25 protein-coding genes and 1 pseudogene are annotated in these 23,437 nt (G+C 65.2%); 17 read left to right on the top strand and 9 right to left on the bottom strand.

Annotated elements, in window-relative coordinates; all coding sequences use genetic code 11:
* Positions 1-3: 3 nt before the first annotated feature.
* From BR07_RS0113920 to BR07_RS0113865, 11 genes are all read left to right on the top strand, one after another.
* Positions 4-546, top strand: a complete 543-nt coding sequence (locus tag BR07_RS0113920; protein WP_155957041.1) for a hypothetical protein — start codon at positions 4-6, stop codon at positions 544-546.
* A complete protein-coding gene (locus BR07_RS0113915) occupies positions 546-812 on the top strand; it encodes a hypothetical protein (protein WP_027505966.1) in 267 nt (88 codons plus the stop codon). Before BR07_RS0113920 ends, BR07_RS0113915 begins: the two co-directional genes overlap by 1 nt.
* 365 nt (positions 813-1,177) lie before the next feature.
* Positions 1,178-1,894, top strand: coding sequence for a bifunctional DNA primase/polymerase (locus BR07_RS24605; protein ID WP_051613402.1), 717 nt, complete (start codon positions 1,178-1,180; stop codon positions 1,892-1,894).
* 272 nt (positions 1,895-2,166) lie between these two features.
* Positions 2,167-3,102 carry an AAA family ATPase gene (locus BR07_RS0113900; RefSeq protein ID WP_197027804.1) on the top strand — a complete coding sequence of 312 codons (936 nt, stop codon included), beginning with the start codon at positions 2,167-2,169 and terminating at the stop codon, positions 3,100-3,102.
* 286 nt (positions 3,103-3,388) lie between these two features.
* Positions 3,389-3,694, top strand: a complete 306-nt coding sequence (locus BR07_RS0113895; protein ID WP_027505964.1) for a hypothetical protein — start codon at positions 3,389-3,391, stop codon at positions 3,692-3,694.
* Positions 3,684-4,088 carry a hypothetical protein gene (locus BR07_RS0113890; RefSeq protein ID WP_155957039.1) on the top strand — a complete coding sequence of 135 codons (405 nt, stop codon included), beginning with the start codon at positions 3,684-3,686 and terminating at the stop codon, positions 4,086-4,088. The genes BR07_RS0113895 and BR07_RS0113890 overlap by 11 nt, the downstream gene beginning before the upstream one ends.
* A gap of 20 nt (positions 4,089-4,108) precedes the next feature.
* Positions 4,109-8,647, top strand: coding sequence for a transglycosylase SLT domain-containing protein (locus BR07_RS27640; protein ID WP_081821305.1), 4,539 nt, complete (start codon positions 4,109-4,111; stop codon positions 8,645-8,647).
* 26 nt (positions 8,648-8,673) lie between these two features.
* Positions 8,674-9,297 carry a hypothetical protein gene (locus BR07_RS0113880; RefSeq protein WP_027505961.1) on the top strand — a complete coding sequence of 208 codons (624 nt, stop codon included), beginning with the start codon at positions 8,674-8,676 and terminating at the stop codon, positions 9,295-9,297.
* A gap of 167 nt (positions 9,298-9,464) precedes the next feature.
* Positions 9,465-9,710, top strand: coding sequence for a hypothetical protein (locus BR07_RS27400; RefSeq protein ID WP_027505960.1), 246 nt, complete (start codon positions 9,465-9,467; stop codon positions 9,708-9,710).
* A complete protein-coding gene (locus BR07_RS27395) occupies positions 9,707-10,054 on the top strand; it encodes an HNH endonuclease (RefSeq protein WP_051613401.1) in 348 nt (115 codons plus the stop codon). Before BR07_RS27400 ends, BR07_RS27395 begins: the two co-directional genes overlap by 4 nt.
* Positions 10,055-10,157: 103 nt before the next feature.
* Positions 10,158-10,832 carry a DUF3800 domain-containing protein gene (locus BR07_RS0113865; protein WP_027505959.1) on the top strand — a complete coding sequence of 225 codons (675 nt, stop codon included), beginning with the start codon at positions 10,158-10,160 and terminating at the stop codon, positions 10,830-10,832.
* An 809-nt stretch (positions 10,833-11,641) separates the two neighbouring features.
* Here BR07_RS0113865 and BR07_RS0113860 read toward each other — a convergent pair.
* Positions 11,642-12,463, bottom strand: a complete 822-nt coding sequence (locus BR07_RS0113860) for a hypothetical protein (protein WP_027505958.1) — start codon at positions 12,461-12,463, stop codon at positions 11,642-11,644.
* A gap of 281 nt (positions 12,464-12,744) precedes the next feature.
* Here BR07_RS0113860 and BR07_RS26640 point away from each other — a divergent pair, with 281 nt between their 5' ends.
* Entirely contained in the window at positions 12,745-12,990 is a 246-nt protein-coding gene (locus BR07_RS26640) for a helix-turn-helix domain-containing protein (protein WP_081821303.1), read from the top strand.
* Positions 12,991-13,051: 61 nt separating this feature from the next.
* Here the strand turns inward: BR07_RS26640 and BR07_RS27390 are convergent, their stop codons facing one another.
* Together BR07_RS27390 and BR07_RS0113845 are read right to left on the bottom strand one after the other, a co-directional pair.
* Positions 13,052-13,393, bottom strand: a complete 342-nt coding sequence (locus BR07_RS27390) for an SHOCT domain-containing protein (protein ID WP_197027803.1) — start codon at positions 13,391-13,393, stop codon at positions 13,052-13,054.
* 14 nt (positions 13,394-13,407) lie between these two features.
* On the bottom strand, positions 13,408-13,605 hold the full coding sequence (locus tag BR07_RS0113845; RefSeq protein WP_027505956.1) for a hypothetical protein: 198 nt from the start codon (positions 13,603-13,605) through the stop codon (positions 13,408-13,410).
* 246 nt (positions 13,606-13,851) lie between these two features.
* On the opposite strand from BR07_RS0113845, the pseudogene BR07_RS24590 reads away from it, so the two are divergent.
* The 5 genes and pseudogenes from BR07_RS24590 to BR07_RS0113820 all read left to right on the top strand — a co-directional run.
* A pseudogene (locus BR07_RS24590) lies at positions 13,852-14,175 on the top strand (sigma factor-like helix-turn-helix DNA-binding protein); the annotation flags it as partial.
* 60 nt (positions 14,176-14,235) lie between these two features.
* On the top strand, positions 14,236-14,913 hold the full coding sequence (locus tag BR07_RS0113835; protein ID WP_027505955.1) for a hypothetical protein: 678 nt from the start codon (positions 14,236-14,238) through the stop codon (positions 14,911-14,913).
* A gap of 134 nt (positions 14,914-15,047) precedes the next feature.
* Entirely contained in the window at positions 15,048-16,037 is a 990-nt protein-coding gene (trxB, locus tag BR07_RS0113830; RefSeq protein WP_027505954.1) for a thioredoxin-disulfide reductase, read from the top strand.
* Between the two features lie 45 nt (positions 16,038-16,082).
* Positions 16,083-16,415, top strand: a complete 333-nt coding sequence (trxA, locus tag BR07_RS0113825) for a thioredoxin (protein WP_027505953.1) — start codon at positions 16,083-16,085, stop codon at positions 16,413-16,415.
* Positions 16,416-16,602: 187 nt separating this feature from the next.
* Positions 16,603-17,787 (top strand): N-acetylmuramoyl-L-alanine amidase, encoded by a 1,185-nt coding sequence (locus BR07_RS0113820; RefSeq protein WP_027505952.1) that lies wholly within the window; start codon positions 16,603-16,605, stop codon positions 17,785-17,787.
* A 30-nt stretch (positions 17,788-17,817) separates the two neighbouring features.
* Here BR07_RS0113820 and BR07_RS0113815 read toward each other — a convergent pair whose 3' ends face one another.
* The 6 genes from BR07_RS0113815 to yidC form a co-directional block, all read right to left on the bottom strand.
* Positions 17,818-18,528 carry a hypothetical protein gene (locus BR07_RS0113815; RefSeq protein WP_027505951.1) on the bottom strand — a complete coding sequence of 237 codons (711 nt, stop codon included), beginning with the start codon at positions 18,526-18,528 and terminating at the stop codon, positions 17,818-17,820.
* A 212-nt stretch (positions 18,529-18,740) separates the two neighbouring features.
* Positions 18,741-19,733, bottom strand: a complete 993-nt coding sequence (locus BR07_RS0113810; protein ID WP_027505950.1) for a ParB/RepB/Spo0J family partition protein — start codon at positions 19,731-19,733, stop codon at positions 18,741-18,743.
* Positions 19,730-20,725, bottom strand: coding sequence for a ParA family protein (locus BR07_RS0113805; RefSeq protein ID WP_027505949.1), 996 nt, complete (start codon positions 20,723-20,725; stop codon positions 19,730-19,732). The genes BR07_RS0113810 and BR07_RS0113805 overlap by 4 nt, the downstream gene beginning before the upstream one ends.
* Positions 20,726-20,762: 37 nt before the next feature.
* Positions 20,763-21,467 (bottom strand): 16S rRNA (guanine(527)-N(7))-methyltransferase RsmG, encoded by a 705-nt coding sequence (gene rsmG / locus BR07_RS0113800; protein WP_027505948.1) that lies wholly within the window; start codon positions 21,465-21,467, stop codon positions 20,763-20,765.
* 187 nt (positions 21,468-21,654) lie between these two features.
* Positions 21,655-22,260 (bottom strand): Jag family protein, encoded by a 606-nt coding sequence (locus BR07_RS0113795; protein WP_081821301.1) that lies wholly within the window; start codon positions 22,258-22,260, stop codon positions 21,655-21,657.
* A gap of 71 nt (positions 22,261-22,331) precedes the next feature.
* The gene (gene yidC / locus BR07_RS0113790) at positions 22,332-23,435 is read right to left on the bottom strand and encodes a membrane protein insertase YidC (RefSeq protein WP_027505946.1); all 1,104 of its coding nucleotides are present in this window, start codon (positions 23,433-23,435) and stop codon (positions 22,332-22,334) included.
* Positions 23,436-23,437: the final 2 nt, after the last annotated feature.

Below are 23,437 nucleotides of genomic sequence, written 5' to 3'. Positions count from 1 at the left end.
CTGATGTCTAAGAGCGTATCTGACACCACTGACAAGAACCAGATCGAGGATGCCACGCAGTCGGAGTTCGCCGACTACATGGCGCGAAACTACGGCAAGGTGCGGCCGGGATCGGCCCTCTGGCAGCTCTACGCCAAGGAACGCGCCTCCGATCAGGCCCGGTTCGTCAAGGCAACCAGCGTCGTCGAGGAGCTCTACCCGGAGCTTCAGTGCCCCCGTTGGGCGGAGGAAGAAGAAACTCGCAACTGCGTGATCCCGGCCCTGAGCAAGTGGGTATCGGCGCCGCTGCGAGTACTGCTTCGTAGCGAGTGGGGCTACACGAACGAGGGCGTCAACACCCTCGCGCTGGCCCACCTGGACGCAACGCTGATGCGGACGCTGATCGGCACCGAGCCGTACATCCAGGTGACTCACCACGCCAACCCGCACGACGCCGCCAATGCCTTGGAGAAGCTCGACACCATCAAGTTGACACTCAGCGAAGCGGCAGAGCTCGCCCATGGACTGTTGCTCCTGCTCGACATCGCAACGGAGGTGGACGCCTGATGTTCGCCGTCATGGACGACATGAATACCGACCCCGTCCAGGTCACCACTGACCGAAAGAGGACCGAGATCCGGATTCGTTGGGGTGCGACCACGGTAAAGCTCAGCGTCGCGGAGGCGGTCGATCTCGTCGACGCCCTTGCCACCACCCTCGCCGAACAGCCAAGGGTGTCCGTTCGACGGACCCCCTTGGGGGTCAACCCGAGACGGATCGAACGAGACGAGGCCGCAGTGCGCGCCGCCGTCGAGGTCAGGGAGGCGCTGTGAGCGTCACCGAGTTCGCCCTCTCGGCACTCCTCATCACTGAGAACTTCGTCATCATGCTCGCCGGATTCGGCTGGTACAGCGAGAAGCGCTGAGCGACAACGCAGAACGGCGGGGCTCCGCCAACCCGGAGCCCCGCCGCATACCACCGAAAGGAACACCTCAATGGTAGCTCCCCTAGACCCCGACGAACAGATCGAGAAGCTAATCGACCCGGCGGACCGACTGATGGCCGCAGCACTTCGCAACGGCACCTACCGGCTCGCATCCCAGTGCAGTGCGTGCGGAGCCTGGCTCGTGAACCCGGTTAGCATCCGGCGCCACCTCGGTCCCAGGTGCGCCAAGCGACAGCAGGACGGAGGCACGGCATGATTCCCACACCGATGCTCGACCTCGGATTCGCGATCGGCCCGCTGCACGGCAAGCGTGCATTCCTCCCCGGCGGGTTTCACTCCTTCACCGCCGCCCGCGACGTCATCGAGTCCCAGGCACGCAGGTACCCGCACGCCAACTGGGGAGGCATTCGCGCCGGCGTCGTCGTCCTCGACGAGGACCCCCGAAATGGGGGCGACCTCGACGCCCTGAACATCACCGTGCCGACCTTGACGGTTCGCACCGGATCGGGCGGCAGGCACGCCTATTTCGAGCACTGGGGTCCGCTCCGCGGAAAGGTCGACCGGCACCCTGGTGTCGACATCAAGACGTGGCGCACCGGCTACACCGTGATGCCAGGCTCGGTTCACCCCGACACAGGTGAGTTCTACCGGGTGGAGATCGACGCCCCGATCGCCCCACTGCCCGAAGAACTGCTCCCGCTCGTCGAAGCACCCCGGTACGTTCCGCAGCCCACCGTGGTCAGCCCTGAGCGTCGATCCAACGGCCTCGTGGACAAGGTCGCCTCTGCTTCCGGCGGGGGTCGTAACGCGATCACCTATTGGGCGTTCTGCCGCGCCTACGAGCGGGGAGGGGAGCAGTGGTTGCTGGACTCCATTCGGGAGGCTTCCCTTGGTACCGGCCTGCCCGAGCGTGAGATCGAGACGTGCATGAGGTCGGCTCGACGAACCGTGGTGCGGGTGAGTGCCTGATGGACGCCAAGCCGTACCCGACGCCTACAGAGGTGTCACACATGACCGGAACCCGACGTGAGCGCCGCCGGACACGAGCTGGGCGACCCACCGACGGGACCACGGTTCCCGGTTCCCGCATAGGGGGTCGGGAACCGGGAACCGCCGCTGGCACCTCGGGAACTCCGACTAGTTCCCCGGTTCCCGGAACCGACCCGGAACCGCACGACCAGGGACTTTCGTTAGTTCCCGGTTCCGCCTCCACTATGCGGGAACCGGGAACCGGACCGTACGTGGACATCGCCGCTCTGCTCGACGGGGAACTGCCGGAACCGCCTCGACCAACGGTCCTGCGTCGAACGGACGGCAACGCCATCACCTACGAGGGACAGGTCAATCTCATCTTCGGCGACCCAGAGTCGGGGAAGACGTTCGTCTGCCTGGCCGCTGCAGTGGAGTCACTGATTGACAGCGGTCGGTGCATCGTCATTGACCTGGACCACAACGGAGCGCCGGCAACTGTCCGCAGACTCCTGAGTCTCGGAGCTCCCATCACGGCACTGAGAGATCCCAGCCGGTTTCGCTACACCGAACCGGAAGACCGTCTCGAGCTCATCCAGGTCGTCGAGGACATGAAGAAGTTCAAGCCGACGGTCGCCGTCATCGACTCCATCGGAGAACTGCTCCCGCTCTTCGGGTCGAACAGCAACTCTGCCGACGAGTTCACCGCCGTACACACCAAGGTCCTCAAGCCGCTCGCTCGCACCGGTGCCGCGGTGCTTGCGATCGACCACCTGGCGAAGGGGTCCGACTCACGCTCCCAGGGGCCTGGCGGTACAGCGGCCAAGCGTCGGGCAATCGGCGGAGTCTCACTACGGGTGAAGGTTAAGGTCCCGTTCACTCCCGGAAAGGGCGGATCTGCGGTCCTCACCATCAACAAGGACCGGCATGGCGGTGTTCGACAGTTCAGTCCGGTCGGCGACCACGAACCAGTTGCCGGCACCTTCACCCTCACCGCGCTCGACGATGACCAGCTTGTGTACCGGGTAATCGCCCCGAGCGCCGATGAACGCAACGAGGACGAGAACGCCCCCGCTGCCGACGTGAAGGAAATCGCAGCACTTGATCCGCCACCCAGGACGGTCGACGAAGCGCGAGAACGCTTGTCCTGGCGCAAGGATCGGGCCGCCCGAGCGATGCGCACCTGGCGCGAACGGGAAGCCTCTTGAGCGCCACCTGGGTCGATCTCGTCGCGGCCCTGACGGCGGCGCCGGATCTCCCCGAAGCCCTGTGTCGTGGACATCACGCGCTTTTCGACGGCGTCGACTTCGAAGCTGGCGAGACCAGGACGCAGGCAGCGAAGCGCCACGAGATCGCAGCGTCGATCTGCCGTCGCTGCCCAGAGCGAGAACCGTGCCGGTCGTACTCGATGAAGGCGTTCCCGTCCCCACTCACCGCGGTAGTCGGGGGGCGAGTTCCCTCCAGGAACCGGCAAGCCACCCAGAAAGAGGCATCATGACCGACGACCACAACTACGCACGGGTGTTCACGCCGGAGCTCTTCCAGATGATCGACCCTGCCGATCTGCGTCGAGCGTTCGCCGCGATAACCCACGCAGGACGGCAGGATCTCGAAGCCGTCTGCACCATCGTCACCGAGGCCGGCGAAGTTGGTCGCGTCCCGGAGATGACCGTCGCTGCGGTGTACGCCGTCTTCGGGATCGTCACAGGGGCGGAGGACACCGAGAAGTTTTCCGACGCCTTGCAGTCGATCATCGCCATCGCATCGGCAGCCGAGCATGGTGTCCTCGGTGACGACTGACCGCGGCCCCGATGTGCAACGGTTCGGTAGCGCGGTCCTGCTGCAGGGGTCAGCGCTCCGGGCTGTGCAGTTCTACTATCACATCGGGGTCCGCAAGCGGGAAGCCGAAATGCGTCGAGCAGCAACACCTTACGTCCGGCATATCCTCGACGAGATCACTGCGGCGACACGCATGGAGCAGGACGAACGACAGGACGACGTCGCCGAATCCCCCTGTCCTGCAGAGTATGCCGTAGATAGTGCGGGCGCCGCCGAGATCCTCGGTTGCACCCGTAGGCACGTCCAGCGTATCGCCCGATCGCTCGACGGCCAGCGCTCACGGACTGGGACTTCCTGGGTGTTCGACAGAAGGATCGTTGCGGCGTACCGAAGTGGTGAGGACGCGGCAGCATGACCTGACCCGGAGGTCCCGCCATGGCAGTCACCTACAGCGTGAGTAGCGCGAAGCTACCCATCGTCCCTGATCTGACTGGCTTTCACCGGAAGGTGAAGCGGGACCTCCGCGCAGGCGAGCGCATCGAAGCGCCGGTCATCATCGTTCCGGACTTCGAACGATTCGCGCCCAAGCTCGAACAAGGGTTGCGGCGATACCGGGCGTCCATCGACGTAGCGGTCAAGCCGAACTTCACCGGCTTCAACTCCGAGATCCGCTCATTCACCGGCGCGCACAGCGGCCACTCCATCACGGTCCCGGTCGACCTGGACTTCACTGCGGCTCGCGCCCAGATGGCCGTGTTCCGCACCGAGATGGGACGCGACCTCAATGTCGACCTCGATCTCGACATCACGGGCGCCCTGGCCCGCATCGCCGCGCTCCGGCTTGCCGCCTCCGACATCGGAGGGAACATCGGCGGCCGCGGTATCGGTGGCGGGGCCGGCTCGGTCGGTGGCGGTCTCGGCGCTATCGGGCCGGCCGCAGGCATCGCCAAGACCGCGTTGCTCGGCCTGGCCGCCGTCAATATGGTGCCCCTCGTCGGACAGCTCGCCAAAGCCGCCGGCGTCCTCTCGCTTCTCCCCGCCGCGGGCGCCGCCGCAGCGTCCAGTATCGCCACCATCGTCATCGGATCGACCGGTGTCTTCGACGCCTTCTCTGCCGGGTCCAAGGCCGCCGAGTCCGCATCCACCGACGCCGCCGCTGCATCGAAGGCTCAGGCCTCTGCAGCGAAGCAGGTCGAGTCCGCCACCCGTGGTGTGACCACAGCGCAGGCCGGCGTTGGCCGGGCAGAGCGCGGCATCGTCGACGCGCAGAAGCAGCGCACGCGAGCGCAGGAAGACCTCACGTCCGCGATGAAGGACGCCCAGGAACAGATCGAGGATCTCAACCTCGCGATGAAGGGATCCTCCCTCGACGAGCGTGACGCCGAGCTCGCCCTGCGCCGCGCACAGCAGCGTCTGTCCGACCTCGGCAAGGACGGTCAGCCCGTCACGATGCTCGACTTCGACGAAGCTGTTCTCGGGGTCGATCAGGCGAAGCAGCGCATCGACGAGGTGCGTGAGCGGAACGCTGACCTGAAGGCGGAGACGGACGCGGCGAACAAGGCCGGCGTCGACGGGTCCAAGCAGGTCGTCGAAGCCCAGTCCGCCGTCGCCGATGCAGACCTCAAAGTCGTCGACGCACAACAGTCCTTGGTCGACGCCCAGACAGCGGTCCTCGACGCTCAGAGCGCTCTCACCGACGCGCAGACCGCGGCAGCAACTGCAACCACCAGCGCGGCCACTGCAGCGGACAAGTACTCCGAAGCTCTCGCGAACCTCTCCCCGAACGCTCGCGACTTCGTCGAGCAGACCCGGAACCTCGGCGGTGCGTGGAAGGACCTTCGTCTCGAGGTCCAGGACAACTTGTTCGACGGCCTCGGTACATCCATCACCGAGCTCGCAGATCGGTACTTCCCCACCCTCCGCACCGGACTGGGCGGCATCGCCACGGAGATCAACGGCGGGCTGCGTCGCTCCCTCGCCGACCTGAGCTCCGAGTCCTCCGCCCTCGACTGGTCGAAGATCTTCGAAAACACTCGGCAGGCCATCGGCCCGCTCCTCGACGGTCTCAACGACCTATGGGGTTCGCTGACGAACATCGCCGCGATCGGGTCGGAGTTCCTCCCCGGATTCGGCGATTCGTTCTCGAATGTGATGCAGGAGTTCCGTGAGTTCACGGAGTCCGAAGAGGGTCAGAACAAGATTCGCACGTTCATGCAGGAGTCGATCGACGCCCTCAAGGACATCCTCGATCTGTTCGGCTCCATCGGCCGCGTCATCGGCGGCTTGTTCTCCACCTCCGACGCGACCGGGCAGTCGATGGTTTCCGGTCTCACCACCGAGCTCAACAAGTTCGCGGACTGGCTGAACTCCGAAGAGGGCAAGCTCAAGATGACGGACTTCTGGGAGTCCGCCAAAGACGCTGCGACACTCATGCTTTCGCTCGTCAAGGGCGCCGTGGTGTTCGCGGACAAGGTCGCCACTATCCTCAATCATCCGACGTGGGGCATCTTCAAGGACAACCCAGACCCGGTACTTGACCCTCAGGGCAGCGACGGAGGATCCACCGGTTACGGTCAGCGCCCCGACAGCCGGACCGACAAGAACGACCCGAACCGCGACGGCTACACAATCCCCACCGACATCCCCGGCCTCGACATCCCCATGAAGCCGGGAGGCTTCGACGCCAGCCCCGGCGGCAAGGTCTGGAACGGACTGGCAGATCTCGGTGACTTCTTCTCCGGAGAAGCGTGGTCGTTCCTCGACCCGAAGGAGGGGGAGTCGCCATTCGAGGCCGCTATGCGTCGTGCGGGAGCATCGGTCGGTGGCCTGAAAGACAAGGCCAAGGAGCTCGCAGTCGGACTCACCGCCGATATCGGCACGACCGCGGCCACCGCTTGGGTGAACTTCGGGGACAAGGTCGACGCCATCAAGACAAGCGTCTCCGATCGCATCGGTCAGTTGATGACCCGCGGTGGGGAACTGCGCGACGACGTCTCCACGAAGTTGTCCGAGATGGGCATCTCCTGGGACAACTTCGGTGGCGGTATCGGGTCGGTCATCACCACGATGGTCGACACCGCGTTCCCCGGTCTCACCACAGCCCTGTCGGGTGTGCAGACGTTCTTCGGGAACGTCGTCGACGGCATCGGTCAGAAGTGGTCGGAACTCAAGGATCTCGCAGCGACACCGATCAACTGGGTGATCGACAACGTCATCAACGACACCCTCAAGAACGCCTGGAACGCTGTCGCAGCGGTCATCCCCGGACTGTCGCCGTGGGATGGTGTGGCTCGAATCGAGACACCGGAGGCAGGTAAGGGTGCCGGCGTCACCCCGAAGGGATTCGCTACCGGTGGCATCATCCCCGGCTACACACCGGGCCGTGACCCGTACACCATCGGCGTGTCCGGTGGTGAGGCTGTCATGCGCCCCGAGTGGCAGCGTGCGATGGGTCCGAACTACATCAACGCCGCCAACAAGGTCGCCCGCACTCAGGGCGTCGCAGGTGTGCGGAAGATGCAGCGGGACGCGAACTTCGCGTTTGGTGGCGTCGTCGACGAGTCACTGTGGAATGCGGTGTCGGGTGCTTTCCCGAACGCCACCCTGAACTCCGCGCTGCGTCCCGGTCACTCCGGGTACCACGGCAAGGGGCAGGCCATCGACGTCGGTGGCCCGATGCAGCAGGTAGCGGACTGGGCTGTCGGCACTCTCGGCAACAAGCTCGCCCAGGTGATCTGGGGACCGGGTCCGCTGCTGTACAACGTGGGCGGCAACTCGATCACCGACCAGAACCAACTCCGCAATCAGGTGTACGCGGACGACCTCCCCGGTCACTACGACCACGTTCACATCGCCGCCGACCGTTCGCTGGAAGGCGTCGAGCCCGGTGTGGTCTCCGACGCCGGTGGTTCGGTGGGTGGCGGTGGCATCCTCGGCGCGGTCCGTAACCGCGTCGCAGACCAGGTGGCGAGCCTGTTCGAGAAGCCCCTCAACGCTCTCGGGTCGCAGATCCCCGACTTCGGACCATCGAAGATCGGGCAACTGCCGCGGGCGGCGTACGACGAACTGAAGAACAAGGCCGTCGAGTACGTGCGGTCGAAGGTCGCCGGCACCACCGACGGTTCCGGGGCTGCTCCCGGTGGCCCTCTCATCGGGACTGCCGATCAATACCGGCCGTTGGTGGAGCGACTGTTCGACGAGAAGGGCATCGACCGGACGTACGTCGACAAGTACCTGTACCAGTTGCAGCGCGAGTCGACGTTCAACCCGAACGCCATCAACCTGACCGACTCCAACGCGGTGGCAGGCACGCCGTCGAAGGGCATCGCTCAGGTCATCGACCCAACGTTCCAGTCGTACAAGGACCCCGGTCACGACGACATCTGGAACCCGGAGGACAACATCCGGGCGTCGCTCAACTACCTGATCCGTGACCCGAAGTTCGGTGGCCGCGGTGTGTCAGCACTGACCGGCGCAGGGTACGACTCGGGCGGCATCTTCAAGGACGGCACTGTCGGCTGGAACACCTCCGGTAAGCCGGAAGCGGTTCTGACGAACACGCAGTGGCAGTTGTTCGACGGGTTCAACAAGAACCTGGGGAAGTTCGCTGCCGGTGGGGTCGTCGATCCACAGGAATACGCCCGCAACAGGTTCCAGAAGTACGGGGAGCAGGTCGGCGGGATCGTCAAGTCGGCCATCCCGGAAATCCTCGGCATCTCGGGGACTCCATTGGATCCGACGAACAACCGGTACATCCAGGCCGCGATGGACCTGCAGTCGTCGTTCGCGTCGACAGCGCCGACCCCCGGCCCCAGCTACGGACCGGCAACTGCTCCCTCTTCGAGCCTTACCACCGCAGACGGTGGACGAATCGTCGAGGAGCACACCCACTTCCACGTCACCAACCTCGACGAAGCATTCCGCAAGCACAAGTTCGAGCAGCAGAAGGCCGCCATGGCCTTCAGCGGCCGATGACTCACCTTCCAACGAAAGAGGCCGCCATGGTCACCAGCAACATCTCCGCCAACCTCGAAGCCGCCATTGTCGCCGGCCGTGAGCTCGCCGAGCGACGCACACAGCCCGACCCCGACATGGTCGACACCGTCAACGTCAACGGCCGCAGTGTCGTTGTCGACGCCAAGGGCCAGCCCACCAACGACCGCGACAAGGCGTACCTGCAGGCGCTCGCCGCCTCCACCGCGCAGCGCGAACTCGACGTCACCATCAAGGCCGCCAACCGGACCCGAGACGTCTCGGCGAAGCTCGAGCCCCGTGAGGTCACCGAGAAGGAATGCGCCCAGGCGTACCGCAAGCTCCTCAAGGACGGCGCGTACCGAGCCATGACCGGACAGTCCGCCGGCAGCGTCCTCTCCGACACCATCGAAGCGATGTTCGGCGACGACACCACCGAGATGTCCGACGAGCAGCGCATCCTCGCCGAGCAGCAGCGCGCCCGCCACGAGCAGGAGAAGGCAGCCCGCGACGCAGCCATCACCATCGGGCGCCCCTACGACCAGGGACGCACACACGGCCCGGACGGCCTCGTCTACGACCGCAGAGCCAACGCGTACCGCGCACCTGAGAACGTCTCCACTCCGGCGAACGTCCACCGCGGACCACGCTGACACACACTTCCCGGCTGGGACACGCTCACACGCACTCATGGCGTGCGGCCGAGCGTCACGGGGGCCGCCTCTCCCTCCCGTCCCAGCCGGGAACACCCCGGCCCGCGGTGCGTCTCGGACACACATCGCGGGTCGGGGCACCGAGGCCACACACCACCGGAGGAAACATGGACGACACCCAGGTCGAGCGAGACGCCATCGACATCTGCGAGTCCTTCTACACCGGCGACTACGCCCGCTTCCACGACATCGTCGACCAGTACGCCGACACGGACTCACCGGCCGCAGCGCTGGTGTGGAGGATGTCCATGCTCATCAAGCAGGCCACATTCAGCAGCGCCGGCATGTTCGAGACCGCACCCGAGTTCTTCTCACTGCTCCGCAGCGAGCTCCCCGCTGTGACTGCCCGATGACCTGGGACAGCAACAGCAACACCCGCCACGTCCCGTACAAGCTGCAGCAGCGGTGCTTCAAGCGGGACAACTGGGCCTGCGTCCAGTGCGGGTACGTCGGCGGTACCCCTGGCTCGCTGTTCGCTGACCACGTCGTCAACAAGGCGGCGGGAGGTCTTGATGACCTCGCGAACTTGCAGACCCTGTGCCGCACACACCACGACGCGAAGACGTCCGTCGAGATCCGTGAGGGCATCGCACGTCGGCAGGCATCACTGCGGATCCCGAAGGAACCGCACCCCGGCACAGTCTCCACTCCCGGCCTACGTCGACGATCAGACCCCTGGGACAAGCCCGACTTCTAGGGCGTGTTGGTTGGATATTCACGCGGACACGCGAGCCACGTAGAGTTCGTCGCGCCATGAATGAAACCAACTATTCCGCACGTCCCTGTCTGGTGCGTGTCTCGTGACAAACCCCCCCGACACACAGAAGCGCACGCTGTACGTCTTCATGGATGAGTCCGGCGACATGACGTTCGCCGCCAAGGGAACTCAGTACTTCCTCGTCACCGCGGTGTACACCTCTGATCCGTGCGAGTCCGCCCAGAAGATGCAGGCGCTGAAGTATGAACTCCTCGCGGCCGGTAGCGAAGACCTAGAGTTTCATGCGACCCAGAACAGCTACGGCACGCGCCAACGCGTCTTGGAGTGCATCGCGGACATGACCAATATCAGGGCTCACACCCTCTTCATCGACAAGGGGTACACGCACCCGTCGAAGCAGGATGCCGTGAAGCTTTTCACAATCTTCGGTACGGCCATGGGTAAGTGGCTTGCGAGTGTGGTCGCACACGACTACGACCAGGTCATCATGATCTTCGACTCAGTGCTGACGGGGAAACAGCAGGGTGCTTTCAAAGCTGCTGTGAAGCCCAAGCTGAAGGAGATGAAGGTATCCTTCAGGCTGTTGTTCCACCCGGTCAAGAGCGACCTGAATGGTCAGATTGCCGACTACTACTCGTGGATCGCGTTTCGCGCACTTGAGAGCAAAGACTTGGCGCCGGCGACGAAGCTCAACGACACCACTTGGACGAAGTTCAACCTGTTCCGGATGGGCCACACGGTTTACTGGAAGAAGTGACCACCCCGCCTACCCGAAGGAAAGCCCAGGGGCTCTTGTCGGCGGGGTGGAACGTTTGTCAATAGGTTACCCCAGCGCACGCCGTTCGGGTACCCCTGGCGGGGGTCTTGAGGTCGCCGGCAGGGTAGCCCCGGACCGCATAGCAGTTGAGGTCCTACGTACGTGATCCCTGGGATGTGCCCGGTTCTGGGTACGTGCGCTCCTGCTCTTTATTGGCGTTCTCGCTGGTCAGGCCGCGTTCGGGTAGAGCGGTTCGTGGTGAACCTGTCTTCCAAGCGGGAGCAGTTCGCTGAGCGGGCACTAGAGACCATGTTGTCGGCGCCAGCAAATTCGCTGGTCAGGGCGCTCAAGTCGTTACACCAGCCTGTCACCGTCGCAAACTAGACTTCACGGTATGGCGACAACGGAGCAGTGGCGGCGTACTTCGGTTGAGTGCATCCAGTGCGGGGCTCCGCTCTGGCGTGTCTACCGCACCTTCAGTGGGTGGAACACGGGGAATATCGAGAGGGCCGGCGAGTACGACTGCCGGTCTCGCTCAGACTGCGTCGGCGTTGTGGCACCAACGTCCTAGCGGCTCTACACACAAACGCCCCCTGACAGTGAGTCAGGGGGCGTCCGGGTCTTGCCTTACTTTGACGGCTTACCGCTGGCCGGCTGCGATGCCTGGCCTGATTGAGTAGGGCGAGATGGGGTTATCGATGGCCGCTTCGAAAACTGCTTCGTCTGGCCTGCTGAACTGAAGACCGACTTGGTCGGCTTGTCTCCAGAACCTGCGTTCGAAATCTTGAGGCTCGCTGTCACCCATTCACTCATGTCGTCTGCTCTCCCTGGTTGAGTGCCGGATTGAAGTAGTGCTTGCGCTGAATCCACTTGAAGCCTTCGTGGGGGTTCAATGAGGCAACTTCTACCGGCCCCCCTACAGTATCCGCTCCGAAGCGGTAACGCGTATAGCCCTCCGTGACTTCCACCATGAACTTTGCTAGGGCGATCGCATCCGGGAGTGGCATGCCAGCCTGGACCGGGTCGAGGTGGAGGGACTGAAGCACAGACTTGGCGGCCGCCGGATCCGGGTTGCCGGCCAGTATTGCCTGCTCCAGCATCTCGTCGTAACCGTTGAACAGGCGGTTGACCGCACCCGGTTGGGCATACGCGCGGAATCCGTAGTCGTTGTCGCTGAGTTCCTGAATGGGTACCGGTTCCAGCTCAGCGCCCGTGAACTTCAGCAGCCAAGCCTCCGCTTGAGCACAGTTGGAAGAGAACCCGGCTATGAGGTAACCGAGTTCGTCCGGCCAACTGGTCAGGCCGGCCTCGTCCGCTGTGGTGTGGAACATGCTGGACACCCGCTTCGCGACCTCTTCGACCGTGTAGGTGTCGACATCCAGTCCGGGCTCACTGGCATCTCGGCCCATCAACTTCTGCCGGAAACTCTTGGAGATAGTTGAGATACTGGCTGGCCCTACCGTTCCAAGACCCCAGGTCATAGCGGCGATCGGAAGGTTCCGATGCAAGTGGAAGATCTTGTCCGCGTTGTTGTACACCTGGTACTGGTTGTTGCCGAGCGAGAAGGTTGTTGCGGAGTCCGTGGCTAGGACGATGCCGTCGAAGACTTTGACGTACAAGGCGACAGTCATCGCAGAAGTAAACCATGGGGTCCTACTGAAAAGACTCCATATATACCTGGGCGGGTTGGACGGCGTCTGCCGACGCGGACCGAGTGCTTCCCGAGATCGCCGGGGTCGGTGATCTCCACCCGGTCCGCGCCGCCGACTCTATCAGCCGATCGAACACGTGTGCGAACATCGAGGTGACCCGATGACGCGCCGGCGCCATCAGGTTGTCCATCACGACCAGCTTGCCGATCCCGACAAGCTGCTCATGCACGGAGTTCAACTCCGTGGTTGAGTGACGCCCCATGGAAACGCCCTGGATGACCTTCGCAGAAGCTTGCGCCTACGCACGCGTGGGGCAGCAGAGCATGTACCGAGCACTCCGCACCCGCGAGCTCAAAGCGACCCAGGGAGCGGTTCGCCCCGATACCGAGCGAGGCCGGTGGCGGATCCACCGCGATGACCTCGACGAGTGGATTCGTGGCGAGCGGCCCCCGGAGCCGAAGCCGCTGCGCCGGGTGTTCCCAAAGAACGCATGTAGTCGCGAGTGACGTCCGAACCGAGGTCATCATCACCCTGGTTGCAGCCAGGTGGTCGACGTCGACCACCTGGCTAGCTCATATCGAGCATTCGCTGCTTTGCAGTGGAGAACTCCGCCTCTGTCAGCGCACCGGTTTGATGCAACGCAGCCAGTCGTTCTAGGTCGTCGGTCAGCGATGACTTGCCGGCATCGACAAAGCGTTCGCTGACAGAACTGCTCCCGTCTGTCACCCCGAGAGCACGCAATATCTCGGCTGTGGGGACGGTGTAGCGAGCACCCATCCGGATTGTCCGCACTGGGTATTCACCGCGCTGAGCGAGCTCGTAGCCGGTAGTCCGAGCGATCCCGAGTGCACGCGACGCCGTCACGAGATCCACCGCGACCGGCAAGGCAAGCAACTCCGCCAAATCCATCTGAGACCGTCGCGTCACTCCGTCTCGTCGCCAACTGCAGCACATTGCGCTGCCTCCGCACGTGCCCGAACGATCGGACCGAGACCGGCGCGGATGATGGCGTACTGCTCCTCGGAGAGAGGCACCTTCCACTGCGTCTTCAGGTACTGCCGATACTCCATCTCCTCTTCGAGAACGCGCTCGGCGGCCGACGTCTTCGAGCACTTCGTCATCACGACAACCTACGAGACGAGATGGGGCGCGTACCCGGTTACCGCTCCACCCACGCGCGCGCGGACACGCGGAACTAGCGAGTAGGGGACAGGCGGGCACCGTCGTGCGTCCTTATCGCGTCCGCACTGCGTCCGCAGTGGACCTGTACCGCACTGCCGCGTAGTGACCTCAGCTCGCCGAGTCGGTGCAGGTCCGGCGGCTTGACTGTCTCCGGCTGTCACCAACTGACACCCAGGAAACGGTTCGTCGTCAACGCGTGCCTCGACCGCATCCGCCGCAATCGCGTCCGACCCACCGTGCCGCTCGGGGAGGAGACCCGCGAGCCACGTGATCCCTTCGACCGCTACGCCGACGTCGATCTCTCCCTCGTCGTCGAGAAGGCACTGTTCTCACTCCCTCCCGACCAGCGCGCCGCGATCGTCGCCGTCGACATGGAGGGGTACTCCGTCGCCGATGCCGCCGCGGCGCTCGGGGTTCCCGTCGGCACGATCAAGAGCCGTTGCGCCCGGGGCCGTCAGAAGCTCGCCGTCGTCCTCGCCTCCGTCCGTGTGCAGAACTCGGACGAGTGAGGGGAACCGGGGACCCTCCGCGGGCGTCCAATCTGTCATGGCGACAGACGAGGCGGTGACGTGTCCGTGACCGACCGCGCTCCCCTCACTCCCGACCTCCTCGCCGACCTGCACGCGGGCCTGCTCCCGGAGGACGAGGCCGCCCGCATCCGCGAGCGCGTCGAGACCGATCCCGAGGCAGCGGCCCGTCTGGCCGACCTGGACGCCGTCGTCGACATGGTGCGCGCACGGGGCGCCGATCTCACCGCCGGTGTCACGATGCCGCCCGACGTCGCCGCGCGACTGCAGGGCGCACTCACCGGAGTACCGCGGGACGAGTTGGCGGAACGACGCTCGGGCCGACGCACTCGGATCCCGATCATCGCGGCGGCCGCGGCGATCGTCGCGCTGGTGGGGGCCGGTGCCGGCCTGGCACTCGCGTCCATCGAGACGGTCGGGGGCGGTGATCAGGTGATCGCCTCGGCCCCGCCACTCGACGACCGCACGGTGTTGTCCGTCGTCGGGTCGGTCGATCGAGGCCGCTTCGTCGATGCCGCCGTGCTGGCCGGTTGCCTCGAGGCCAACGGCATCCCGGCGTCGGCCACGGTGGTCGGATCCGGCCCGGTCACCCTGGACGGCATCGAGGCGACCCTTCTCGTCACGGCCGGGACCACGCCCGGTTCGCTCGTCGCGGTCGCTGTGGGCGACTCCTGCGGTCCGGACGATCCGGACACGGTCTCGCGCGCGGAGATCGGCTGACACGCCCGGTGCCGTCGCCTCGGGCCGCCTGCCTCGAGTGAGGGAACAACGTCTCCTGACCTAGTGTTGAGGGCATCAGAGGGCGAGCGCTGGAGCGCCGACCCTGGTTCCACACACGATCTCGGAAGGCGAAGATGACTACTTCGGACATCCACGACCTGATCATCGTCGGGTCCGGTCCCGCCGGCTACACCGCTGCGGTGTACGCCGCTCGCGCGGAGCTGAAGCCCCTGGTGTTCGAGGGCACCCAGTTCGGCGGCGCGCTGATGACCACGACCGAGGTGGAGAACTTCCCCGGCTTCCGTGACGGCATCATGGGCCCCGACCTCATGGAGCAGATGCGCGAGCAGGCCATGCGATTCGGCGCCGACATCCGCACCGAGGACGTCGAGGAGCTGTCACTGACCGGTGACGTCAAGACCGTGACCGTCGACGGCACCGAGTACCGTGCCCGCGCGATCATCCTGGCCATGGGTGCCGCCGCACGCTACCTCGGTGTTCCCGGAGAGCAGACGCTGCTCGGCCGCGGCGTCTCCGCGTGTGCGACATGCGACGGCTTCTTCTTCCGCGACCAGGACATCGCCGTCATCGGTGGTGGCGACTCCGCCATGGAGGAGGCCACCTTCCTCACCCGTTTCGCGCGCTCGGTCACCATCGTGCACCGCCGCGAGGAGTTCCGTGCGTCGCGCATCATGCTCGAGCGCGCCAAGGAGAACGAGAAGATCACGTTCGTCACCAACGCCGATGTGGTCGAGGTACAGGGTGAGTCCGGCGTGACGGGTCTGAAGATCCGCGACACCCGCTCCGGTGAGGAGCGCGTCCTCGATGTCACCGGCGTGTTCGTCGCCATCGGCCACGACCCCCGCTCCGAGCTCGTCCGCGGACAGGTCGAGCTCGACGACGCGGGCTACGTGGTGGTTCAGGCGCCCACCACGTCCACCTCCATCGACGGTGTCTTCGCGGCCGGCGACCTGGTGGATCACGTCTACCAGCAGGCCATCACCGCGGCCGGTACCGGCTGCGCCGCGTCCATCGACGCCGAGCGCTGGCTCGCCGACCAGGGCGACATCACCGAGAACACGATCGAGAACGCCGACCGCGACGTCGACGTCGTGAGTGTCTGAGCACCGTCCATCCCGCTACGTCCGGCACACGAGAGGCACGAGAACATGACCGACAAGAACACCGTCACCATCAGTGACGACACCTTCGCCACCGAGGTCCTGCAGAGCGAGAAGCCCGTCCTGGTCGACTTCTGGGCGACGTGGTGCGGACCGTGCAAGATGGTCGCACCGGTGCTCGAGGAGATCGCCGGAGAGCACGCGGACAAGATCACCGTCGCCAAGCTCGACATCGACGCGAATCCGCAGGCAGCGCGTGACTTCAAGGTGATGTCCATCCCCACCATGATCCTGTTCCAGAACGGTGAGCCCGTGAAGACCATCGTCGGAGCCAAGGGTAAGGCCGCGCTGCTGCGCGACCTGGACGGCGTCCTCGCCTGACCTGACATTCCCGCACCACCACACGCCCGGCCTGTCCATGACACGCCGGGCGTGTGTGCGTTCTGCGGCCGGGACGATTGTGGGAGGAGCATGATCTTCTGAGACAATCGTCCATCAGGAACACCCACCGGGGACGTGTACCGCCGGTCGCCGTTGCGACCGGTCACGAAGAAGGGTCGACGACAGTATGAAGCCACTCCGCCACGGCGATCGAGGTCCAGCCGTCGCGGAGGTCCGGGACATCCTCTCGGGTCTCGGCTTCCTGCCTCCCTCGGCCGCGGTGGACGGCGACACTGCCTGGGCGGAGCCGGACGTCCTGTTCGACGCCGCTCTCGACGAGGCCGTCCGCGCGTTCCAACAGCAGCGCGGTCTCCTGGTCACCGGCGAGGTCGACACCGCCACGTACCGCTCGGTGAAGGAGGCATCCTTCCGACTCGGCGCCCGCACCCTGATCTACCAGCTCTCCGCTCCGCTGTACGGAGACGACGTCGCCACCCTGCAGCGTCGCCTGCAGGACCTCGGGTTCTACAACGGACGGGTCGACGGCTACTTCGGTGGCGAGACGCACGAGGGTCTGTCGTCCTTCCAGAGCGAGATCGGACTGTCGCCCGACGGCATCTGTGGACCCGCCACCCTGCGTGCCCTCGACCTGCTCGGCACCAGGGTCACCGGCGGATCGCCGCACGCGATCTCCGAGGAGGAGCTCGTCCGTCGGTCGGGACCGCAGCTGACGGGCAAGCGCATCGTGATCGACCCGGGACTGGGTGGCGTGAACTCCGGCATGGTCGTCCAGACCCCCGACGGTCCGCTGACCGAGGAGGCGATCCTGTGGGATCTCGCCGGACGGCTCGAGGGGCGCATGGCGGCGACCGGTATGGAGACGTACCTGTCGCGTGCCCGGTCCGCGGATCCCAGCACGGCTGAGCGTGCCGAGACCGCCAACGGTATCGGCGCCGACCTCATGATCTCGCTGCGCTGCAGCAGCTACCCGTCGCCGGTGGCGCACGGTGTGGCCAGCTTCCACTTCGGCAATTCACACGGCTCCGCGTCGCTCATCGGTCAGGTGCTCACCAGCTACATCCAGCGTGAGATCGTGGCACGGACCTCGTTGCAGGACTGCCGGAGTCACGGTCGCACGTGGGACCTGCTGCGTCTGACCAACATGCCGACCGTGCAGCTCGAGCTGGGTTACCTCACCAGCCACGAGGACGTCGAGGTGCTCGCCGATCCGCGGATGCGCGACATCATCGCGGAGGCCGTCCTCGTCGCGGTGAAGCGCCTGTATCTCCTCGGCCAGGACGATCAGCCGACGGGAACGTTCACCTTCGCCGAGCTGCTCGCCTACGAGCTGTCTGTCGCCGAGGGCGCCTGACACTCGTCCGTCCGGCCGGCCGGACGTCGCTCAGCGAGCCCCGACGGGCACGCGAGCATCGGCCTCCACCACGGTGAGTGCTGCAGCCTCCAGCAACCGCTCGAGCGCAGCCTCCACGTCTTCCTTCCACCCGTGGTCCCGATCGAGCTCCAACCGGAGCCGCGGGAACCGGTGATGCGGAGCCACGACCTCGAAGCCGTACTTCTCGAGGAAGTCGGCGTCGATCATGCAGGTCGCCTCCCCGCACGGGGGGGTGTCGATGAGGGACCGGCGTTCGTCGACCTCGTTATCCTCGAGCCGGACTCCGAACGCCTCGAGAGCTCGCACACCACGGTTGACGAGATCGCGCACCACTGCGTGCAGGAGCGTGTCCCGAATTCCGTCACCGTCCTCCTCGGACAGCGGTGAGTAGAGCGACGTCAACAGGACTGCATCCGGGCTGACCGGTGCGGTGGGGAAGTGCGCGACTCGGGGCACGGCGCCGGGAGGTGCGTACAGAGCGCACCCCACCGAGTCGGAGGATGCCGGTACATCGGCGCCCGCGACATCGGTGGCGACCTGTCCGCACGGACCCCACTCGAGCATGACCATCGACAGCCACGCTTCCTTCTCGAATTCGGTGTCGACGAGAGTTGCCGTGGAGGGGGCCGCGGGATCCATGGTCCAGAAGACGCACTGGCGGTCGTGTGCCGGCAGCGCATCGAATCCGCCGAGGGTGAGTGTGGAGACGACGATCGACACGCGTTGACTCAGCCTCCGTACCCCGACTCGCGGCGGCGACGAGCCTCCGCGACTGTGTGTGCCCCTTCAGGATAAGCGATAGGCCTCTCCCGAGGACACCACGTCGCCTGCCAGACGAAAGTCGAAGCAGTGCACTGACTTTCGGTTTCGATGGCGAAGTTACGTCACAGTGACGAAAAGAGCGTGGGTGGCCGTACCCGCGATCGACGCGGTCACGACGACTTCTGGCGTTCCATCATCTCCACGATGCGCTGAAGGTCGTCCACGGAGCCGAACTCGACCACGATCTTGCCTTTACGCTTGCCGAGGCTCACGGTGACACGGGTGTCGAACGATTCGGAGAGCCGCTCCGCGACGTCCTGCAGACCCGGCATCTGGATCGGCTTGCGTTTCGGAGCCGGGGCCGGCGCAGCCGGGTCCTCCCGATTCGCGAGAGTCACCGCCTCTTCGGTGGCTCGCACCGACATGCCCTCGGCCACGATGCGTGCCGCCAACTCCTCCTGTGCCGCGGCGCCCGCCTCGAGCGACAACAGTGCTCGAGCGTGACCGGCGGACAGAACGCCCGCCGCCACGCGCCTCTGTACGGGAATGGGGAGCCGTAGAAGCCTGATCATGTTCGTGATGACGGGGCGTGATCGACCCAGCCGCGCAGCGAGCTGATCGTGCGTCACGTCGAACTCCTCGAGGAGCTGCTGGTACGCAGCCGCCTCTTCGAGTGGGTTCAGCTGGACCCGATGAATGTTCTCGAGGAGCGCGTCGCGGAGGAGCGTGTCGTCGGCTGTCTCGCGCACGATCGCCGGAATCGCGTCGAGTCCGGCTTCCTGGCTCGCCCGCCATCGGCGCTCACCCATGACCAACTGGTAGCGCTCGTCGCCGATCTGGCGGACCACGATCGGCTGCATGAGGCCGAACTCGCGGATCGAGTGCACCAGTTCGTCGAGCGCTTCCTGCTCGAACACCGAGCGCGGCTGCTTCGGATTCGGTTCGATCTTGCTGGGTGCGATCTCCCGATAGACCGCGCCGGCGGGCGAGAGGTCGTCCTCCACGATGGACGGCGGAGTGGGGGACGGAGCCGTCGCCGTGCGGGACTCGCCACCGATGACGACGTCCGCGGCCGCCGATCCCAGGCCGGAACTCTGACCGGGGGATGTCGGTATGAGAGCCGCCAGACCGCGGCCGAGACCGCCCTTCTTGGTCGAACTCATGCCGTTCCCTCCGTTGCTGCGTTCATGCTCGCGCTCCGCGCTGCCATCTCACGCCCCGCGTCGAGATAGGACATGGCGCCACGTGAACCCGGGTCGTAGTCCAAGACGGTCATTCCGTATCCGGGAGCTTCGGAGACCTTCACGCTGCGAGGAATCACCGACTTGAGTACGGCATCACCGAAGTGCTTGCGCACCTCGTCGGCCACCTGGTCGGCGAGCTTGGTTCGGCCGTCGTACATCGTGAGGATCACGGTGGACACGTGCAGACGCGGATTGAGGTGCGCCTGGACCAACTCGATGTTGCGCAGCAGCTGACCGACGCCTTCCAGTGCGTAGTACTCGCACTGGATGGGGATGAGCACCTCCGTTGCCGCGACCATCGCGTTGACGGTCAGGAGTCCGAGCGACGGCGGGCAGTCGATGAGGACGAAGTCGATCTGCAGATCGTCGAGCGCCGCGCTGGACAACGCGGTCTTGAGTCGACCTTCGCGAGCCACCATGGAGACCAGCTCGATCTCGGCGCCTGCCAGATCGATCGTCGCCGGGATGCACATCAGGCGATCGTTCTTCGGGCTGCGTTGAATGGCCTCCACGGCGGTGATCTCACCGAGGAGCAGCTCGTAGCTGGACGGGGTGCCCGACGTGTGGACGGCGCCGAGAGCCGTGGACGCATTGCCCTGGGGATCCAGATCGACGACCAGAACAGACAGTCCTTGCACAGCGAGTGCCGCGGCGATGTTCACCGCCGTCGTCGTCTTGCCGACGCCGCCCTTCTGGTTGGCGATCGTCAGCACTCTCCGAACCGGGGGTCGCGGCAGAGCGACGCCGCTCTTGTGCAGAACCTGGCTCGCGCGCTGCGCCGCCGCACCGATGGGGGTGTCGTCCGACGTGATGGGGGAGTAGCCGTAGGACTCCGATGCCGATCGTGTTTCACGTGAAACGTCGACGGCGGGTGTTTCACGTGAAACAGCGGCTTCGGATTCACCCGACATGACTTGCTCCTTCGACAACGATCGATCCACGCAGACGTCAGCGTGAGCCGGCGGAGAACTTGGGGACGCGGTTACCACGCACAGCGCGCTCCGCGCGTACAACGATAGTCGGTGTGGGAACGACGCCCTCACCACACTGCAACACCTGGAAGTTCTTCGCGCCTATCCGCGTGAGCGTCCCGGAGTCGCGATCGATCTCCTCCTGCGCCGTGCTGCCCTTCAAGGCGAGCATCACGCCGCCCTCGTGCACGAGGGGCAGGGACCAGCGCGCCAACTTCTCCAACGGGGCAACCGCACGCGACGTGACGATGTCACAACCGCCGGCTTCCTTGATGACGCCCGGCTGCTCGGCTCGTCCGCGCACCACCGTCACGTCGAGACCGAGTTGCTCCACGATCTCTGCGAGATACACCGTGCGCCGTAGGAGCGGCTCGACGAGGAACACGGACAGATCCGGTCGAGCGATCGCGAGAGGGATCCCTGGCAGCCCGGCACCACTGCCGACGTCGACCACGCTGGCGCCCTCGGGGATGAGCTCTCCGATCACGGCGCAATTCAAGAGATGACGCTCCCACAGCCGAGGGACCTCGCGCGGACCGATCAATCCTCTGACGACACCGTCACCCTTCAGGGAGTCGTAGTACGCCCGAGCCGTGTCGGCACGGTCACCGAACACTCGAACGATGGCATCGTCGACCCACGCTGGAGTCGCGGACTCTTCCTCATGTTCCACGTGAAACATCCTCTCGCGTCGTCCTGAGTGGTCGTGAACCACACTCGTGTAATTCTGCTGACGCCGGGCGCCACGCGCTGGAGGCAGTCTAGTGACGACCGCAGACATTCCTCACCCGCCGAGACGTCGTCCGACCCCGGGCACGAGAAAGGGGCGCGGTCCGTGGACCGCGCCCCTTGTCGACTCCCTCGTCAGATCACTCCTTGACGACGACCACGTGTCGATTCGGCTCGACGCCGTCACTCTCACTCGTCACACCGGCGATCGTCGCCACAGCGTCGTGCACGATCTTGCGCTCGAACGGGGTCATCGGCTCCAGAGGTTCGCTGTCACCGGACGCCGCGACGCGCTCAGCGGCCTCGGTTCCCAGTCGCGTCAACTCCTCGCGGCGGCCCGCACGCCATCCCGCCACATCGAGCATCAGCTTGCTGCGGTCGCCCGTCGACTGCTGCACAGCGAGACGCGTCAGTTCCTGCAGTGCGTCGAGTACCTCACCTTTGCGACCGACCAGCTTGTTGAGATCCTTGCCGCCGTCGATGCTGACGACTGCACGGTCACCCTCCACGTCGAGGTCGATGTCGCCGTCGAAGTCGAGGACGTCGAGCAACTGCTCCAGGTAGTCGCCCGCGATCTCGCCCTCTTCGACGAGGTAGTCCTCGGCGTCACCCTCGGGCTCGTCCGCCTCTGTGTCTGATTCCGGGGTCACGGGAGCAGCGGCCACCACCGTGTCGTCTGCCGAGGCCTCGACCTCGGGTGTGCTCTGCTCGTCCGTCTTCGAATCGATGGTCACGTTGTCGTCCATTTCCGTTCGCACTCGTATCACTTCACGTGGTTCTGGTCCGCGGGCGGACCGGCAGGGTCACGACGGCCGGATCAGCGGCGCTTCTGCTGCTTGGGTCGCACCTTGCCGGGAGGAGTCTTCTTCTTCCGAGGAGTGGTGGCGCCGTTGGTGGCCGCGGTGCCCGGTGTCGGGTTCGACTCCGATGATGCCGTGTCACTGCCGGTGTCCGTGGTCGATTCTGCCGCGACGGCGCGGGTGGGCTTGGCTCCCGGTGCCGGCTTCTTCTTCAGAGCGTCAGGGCGCGCACCGGGCTTCGGAGCGTTCTCGTTCCGGCGCTCCAGAGCGGCTTCCTTCTTCGCCGCCTCTTCCTTGTCGATGCGACCGAAGACGAGGTGCTGCTGCGCGTAGGTCCACACGTTGTTGCTCACCCAGTACAGGAGGATGGCCACGGGGAGGAACGGGCCACCGACGAGCACGCCGAGCGGGAACACGTACAGGGCGAGCTTGTTCATGATCGCGGACTGCGGGTTGGCCGCAGCTGCCTCGCTCTGACGCGCCACCGACGCGCGCGAGTTCAGGTGGGTCGCGATGCTGGCGATGATCATCAGCGGGATCGAGACGGCGAGGATCGGACCGATCGACGGGATGCCGCCGAACGGCTCGAACGCGCGCAGCTGCGACTCGGGTGACGTGATGGCCGCCGAGATGGGCGCACCGAACAGACGTGCCGACAGGAAGGACTGGACGTCCTCGACGCTGAAGAAGTAGTTCGGAGTCTCGGCGTTGACCTCCGGGCTCAGACCCAGCTGCCCGATTCCGGTGCCGGTGCGGTTGAACGACCGGAGCACGTGGAACAGGCCGATGAACACCGGCGCCTGTGCGAGCACGGGGAGGCAACCCATGATCGGGTTGAAGCCGTGCTCCTTCTGGAGCTTCTGCATCTCCACGGCCAGCTTCTGACGGTCCTTGCCGTACTTCTTCTGCAGAGCCTTGATCTGCGGCTGAAGTTCCTGCATCTGGCGCGTCGTCCGCACCTGCTTGACGAAGGGCTTGTAGAGGATCAGACGCAGTGTGAAGACGAGGAACACCACGGACAGCGCCCAGGCGAAACCGCTGTCCGCGCCGAGCACGGCGCCGAACACTTTGTGCCAGACCCAGAGAATTCCGGATACCGGGTAGTAGATGAAGTCGAGCACGG

Source organism: Rhodococcus sp. UNC23MFCrub1.1 (assembly GCF_000686025.1).
Classification (GTDB): domain Bacteria; phylum Actinomycetota; class Actinomycetes; order Mycobacteriales; family Mycobacteriaceae; genus Rhodococcoides.
This window is presented reverse-complemented; position numbering and strand designations above follow the sequence as displayed.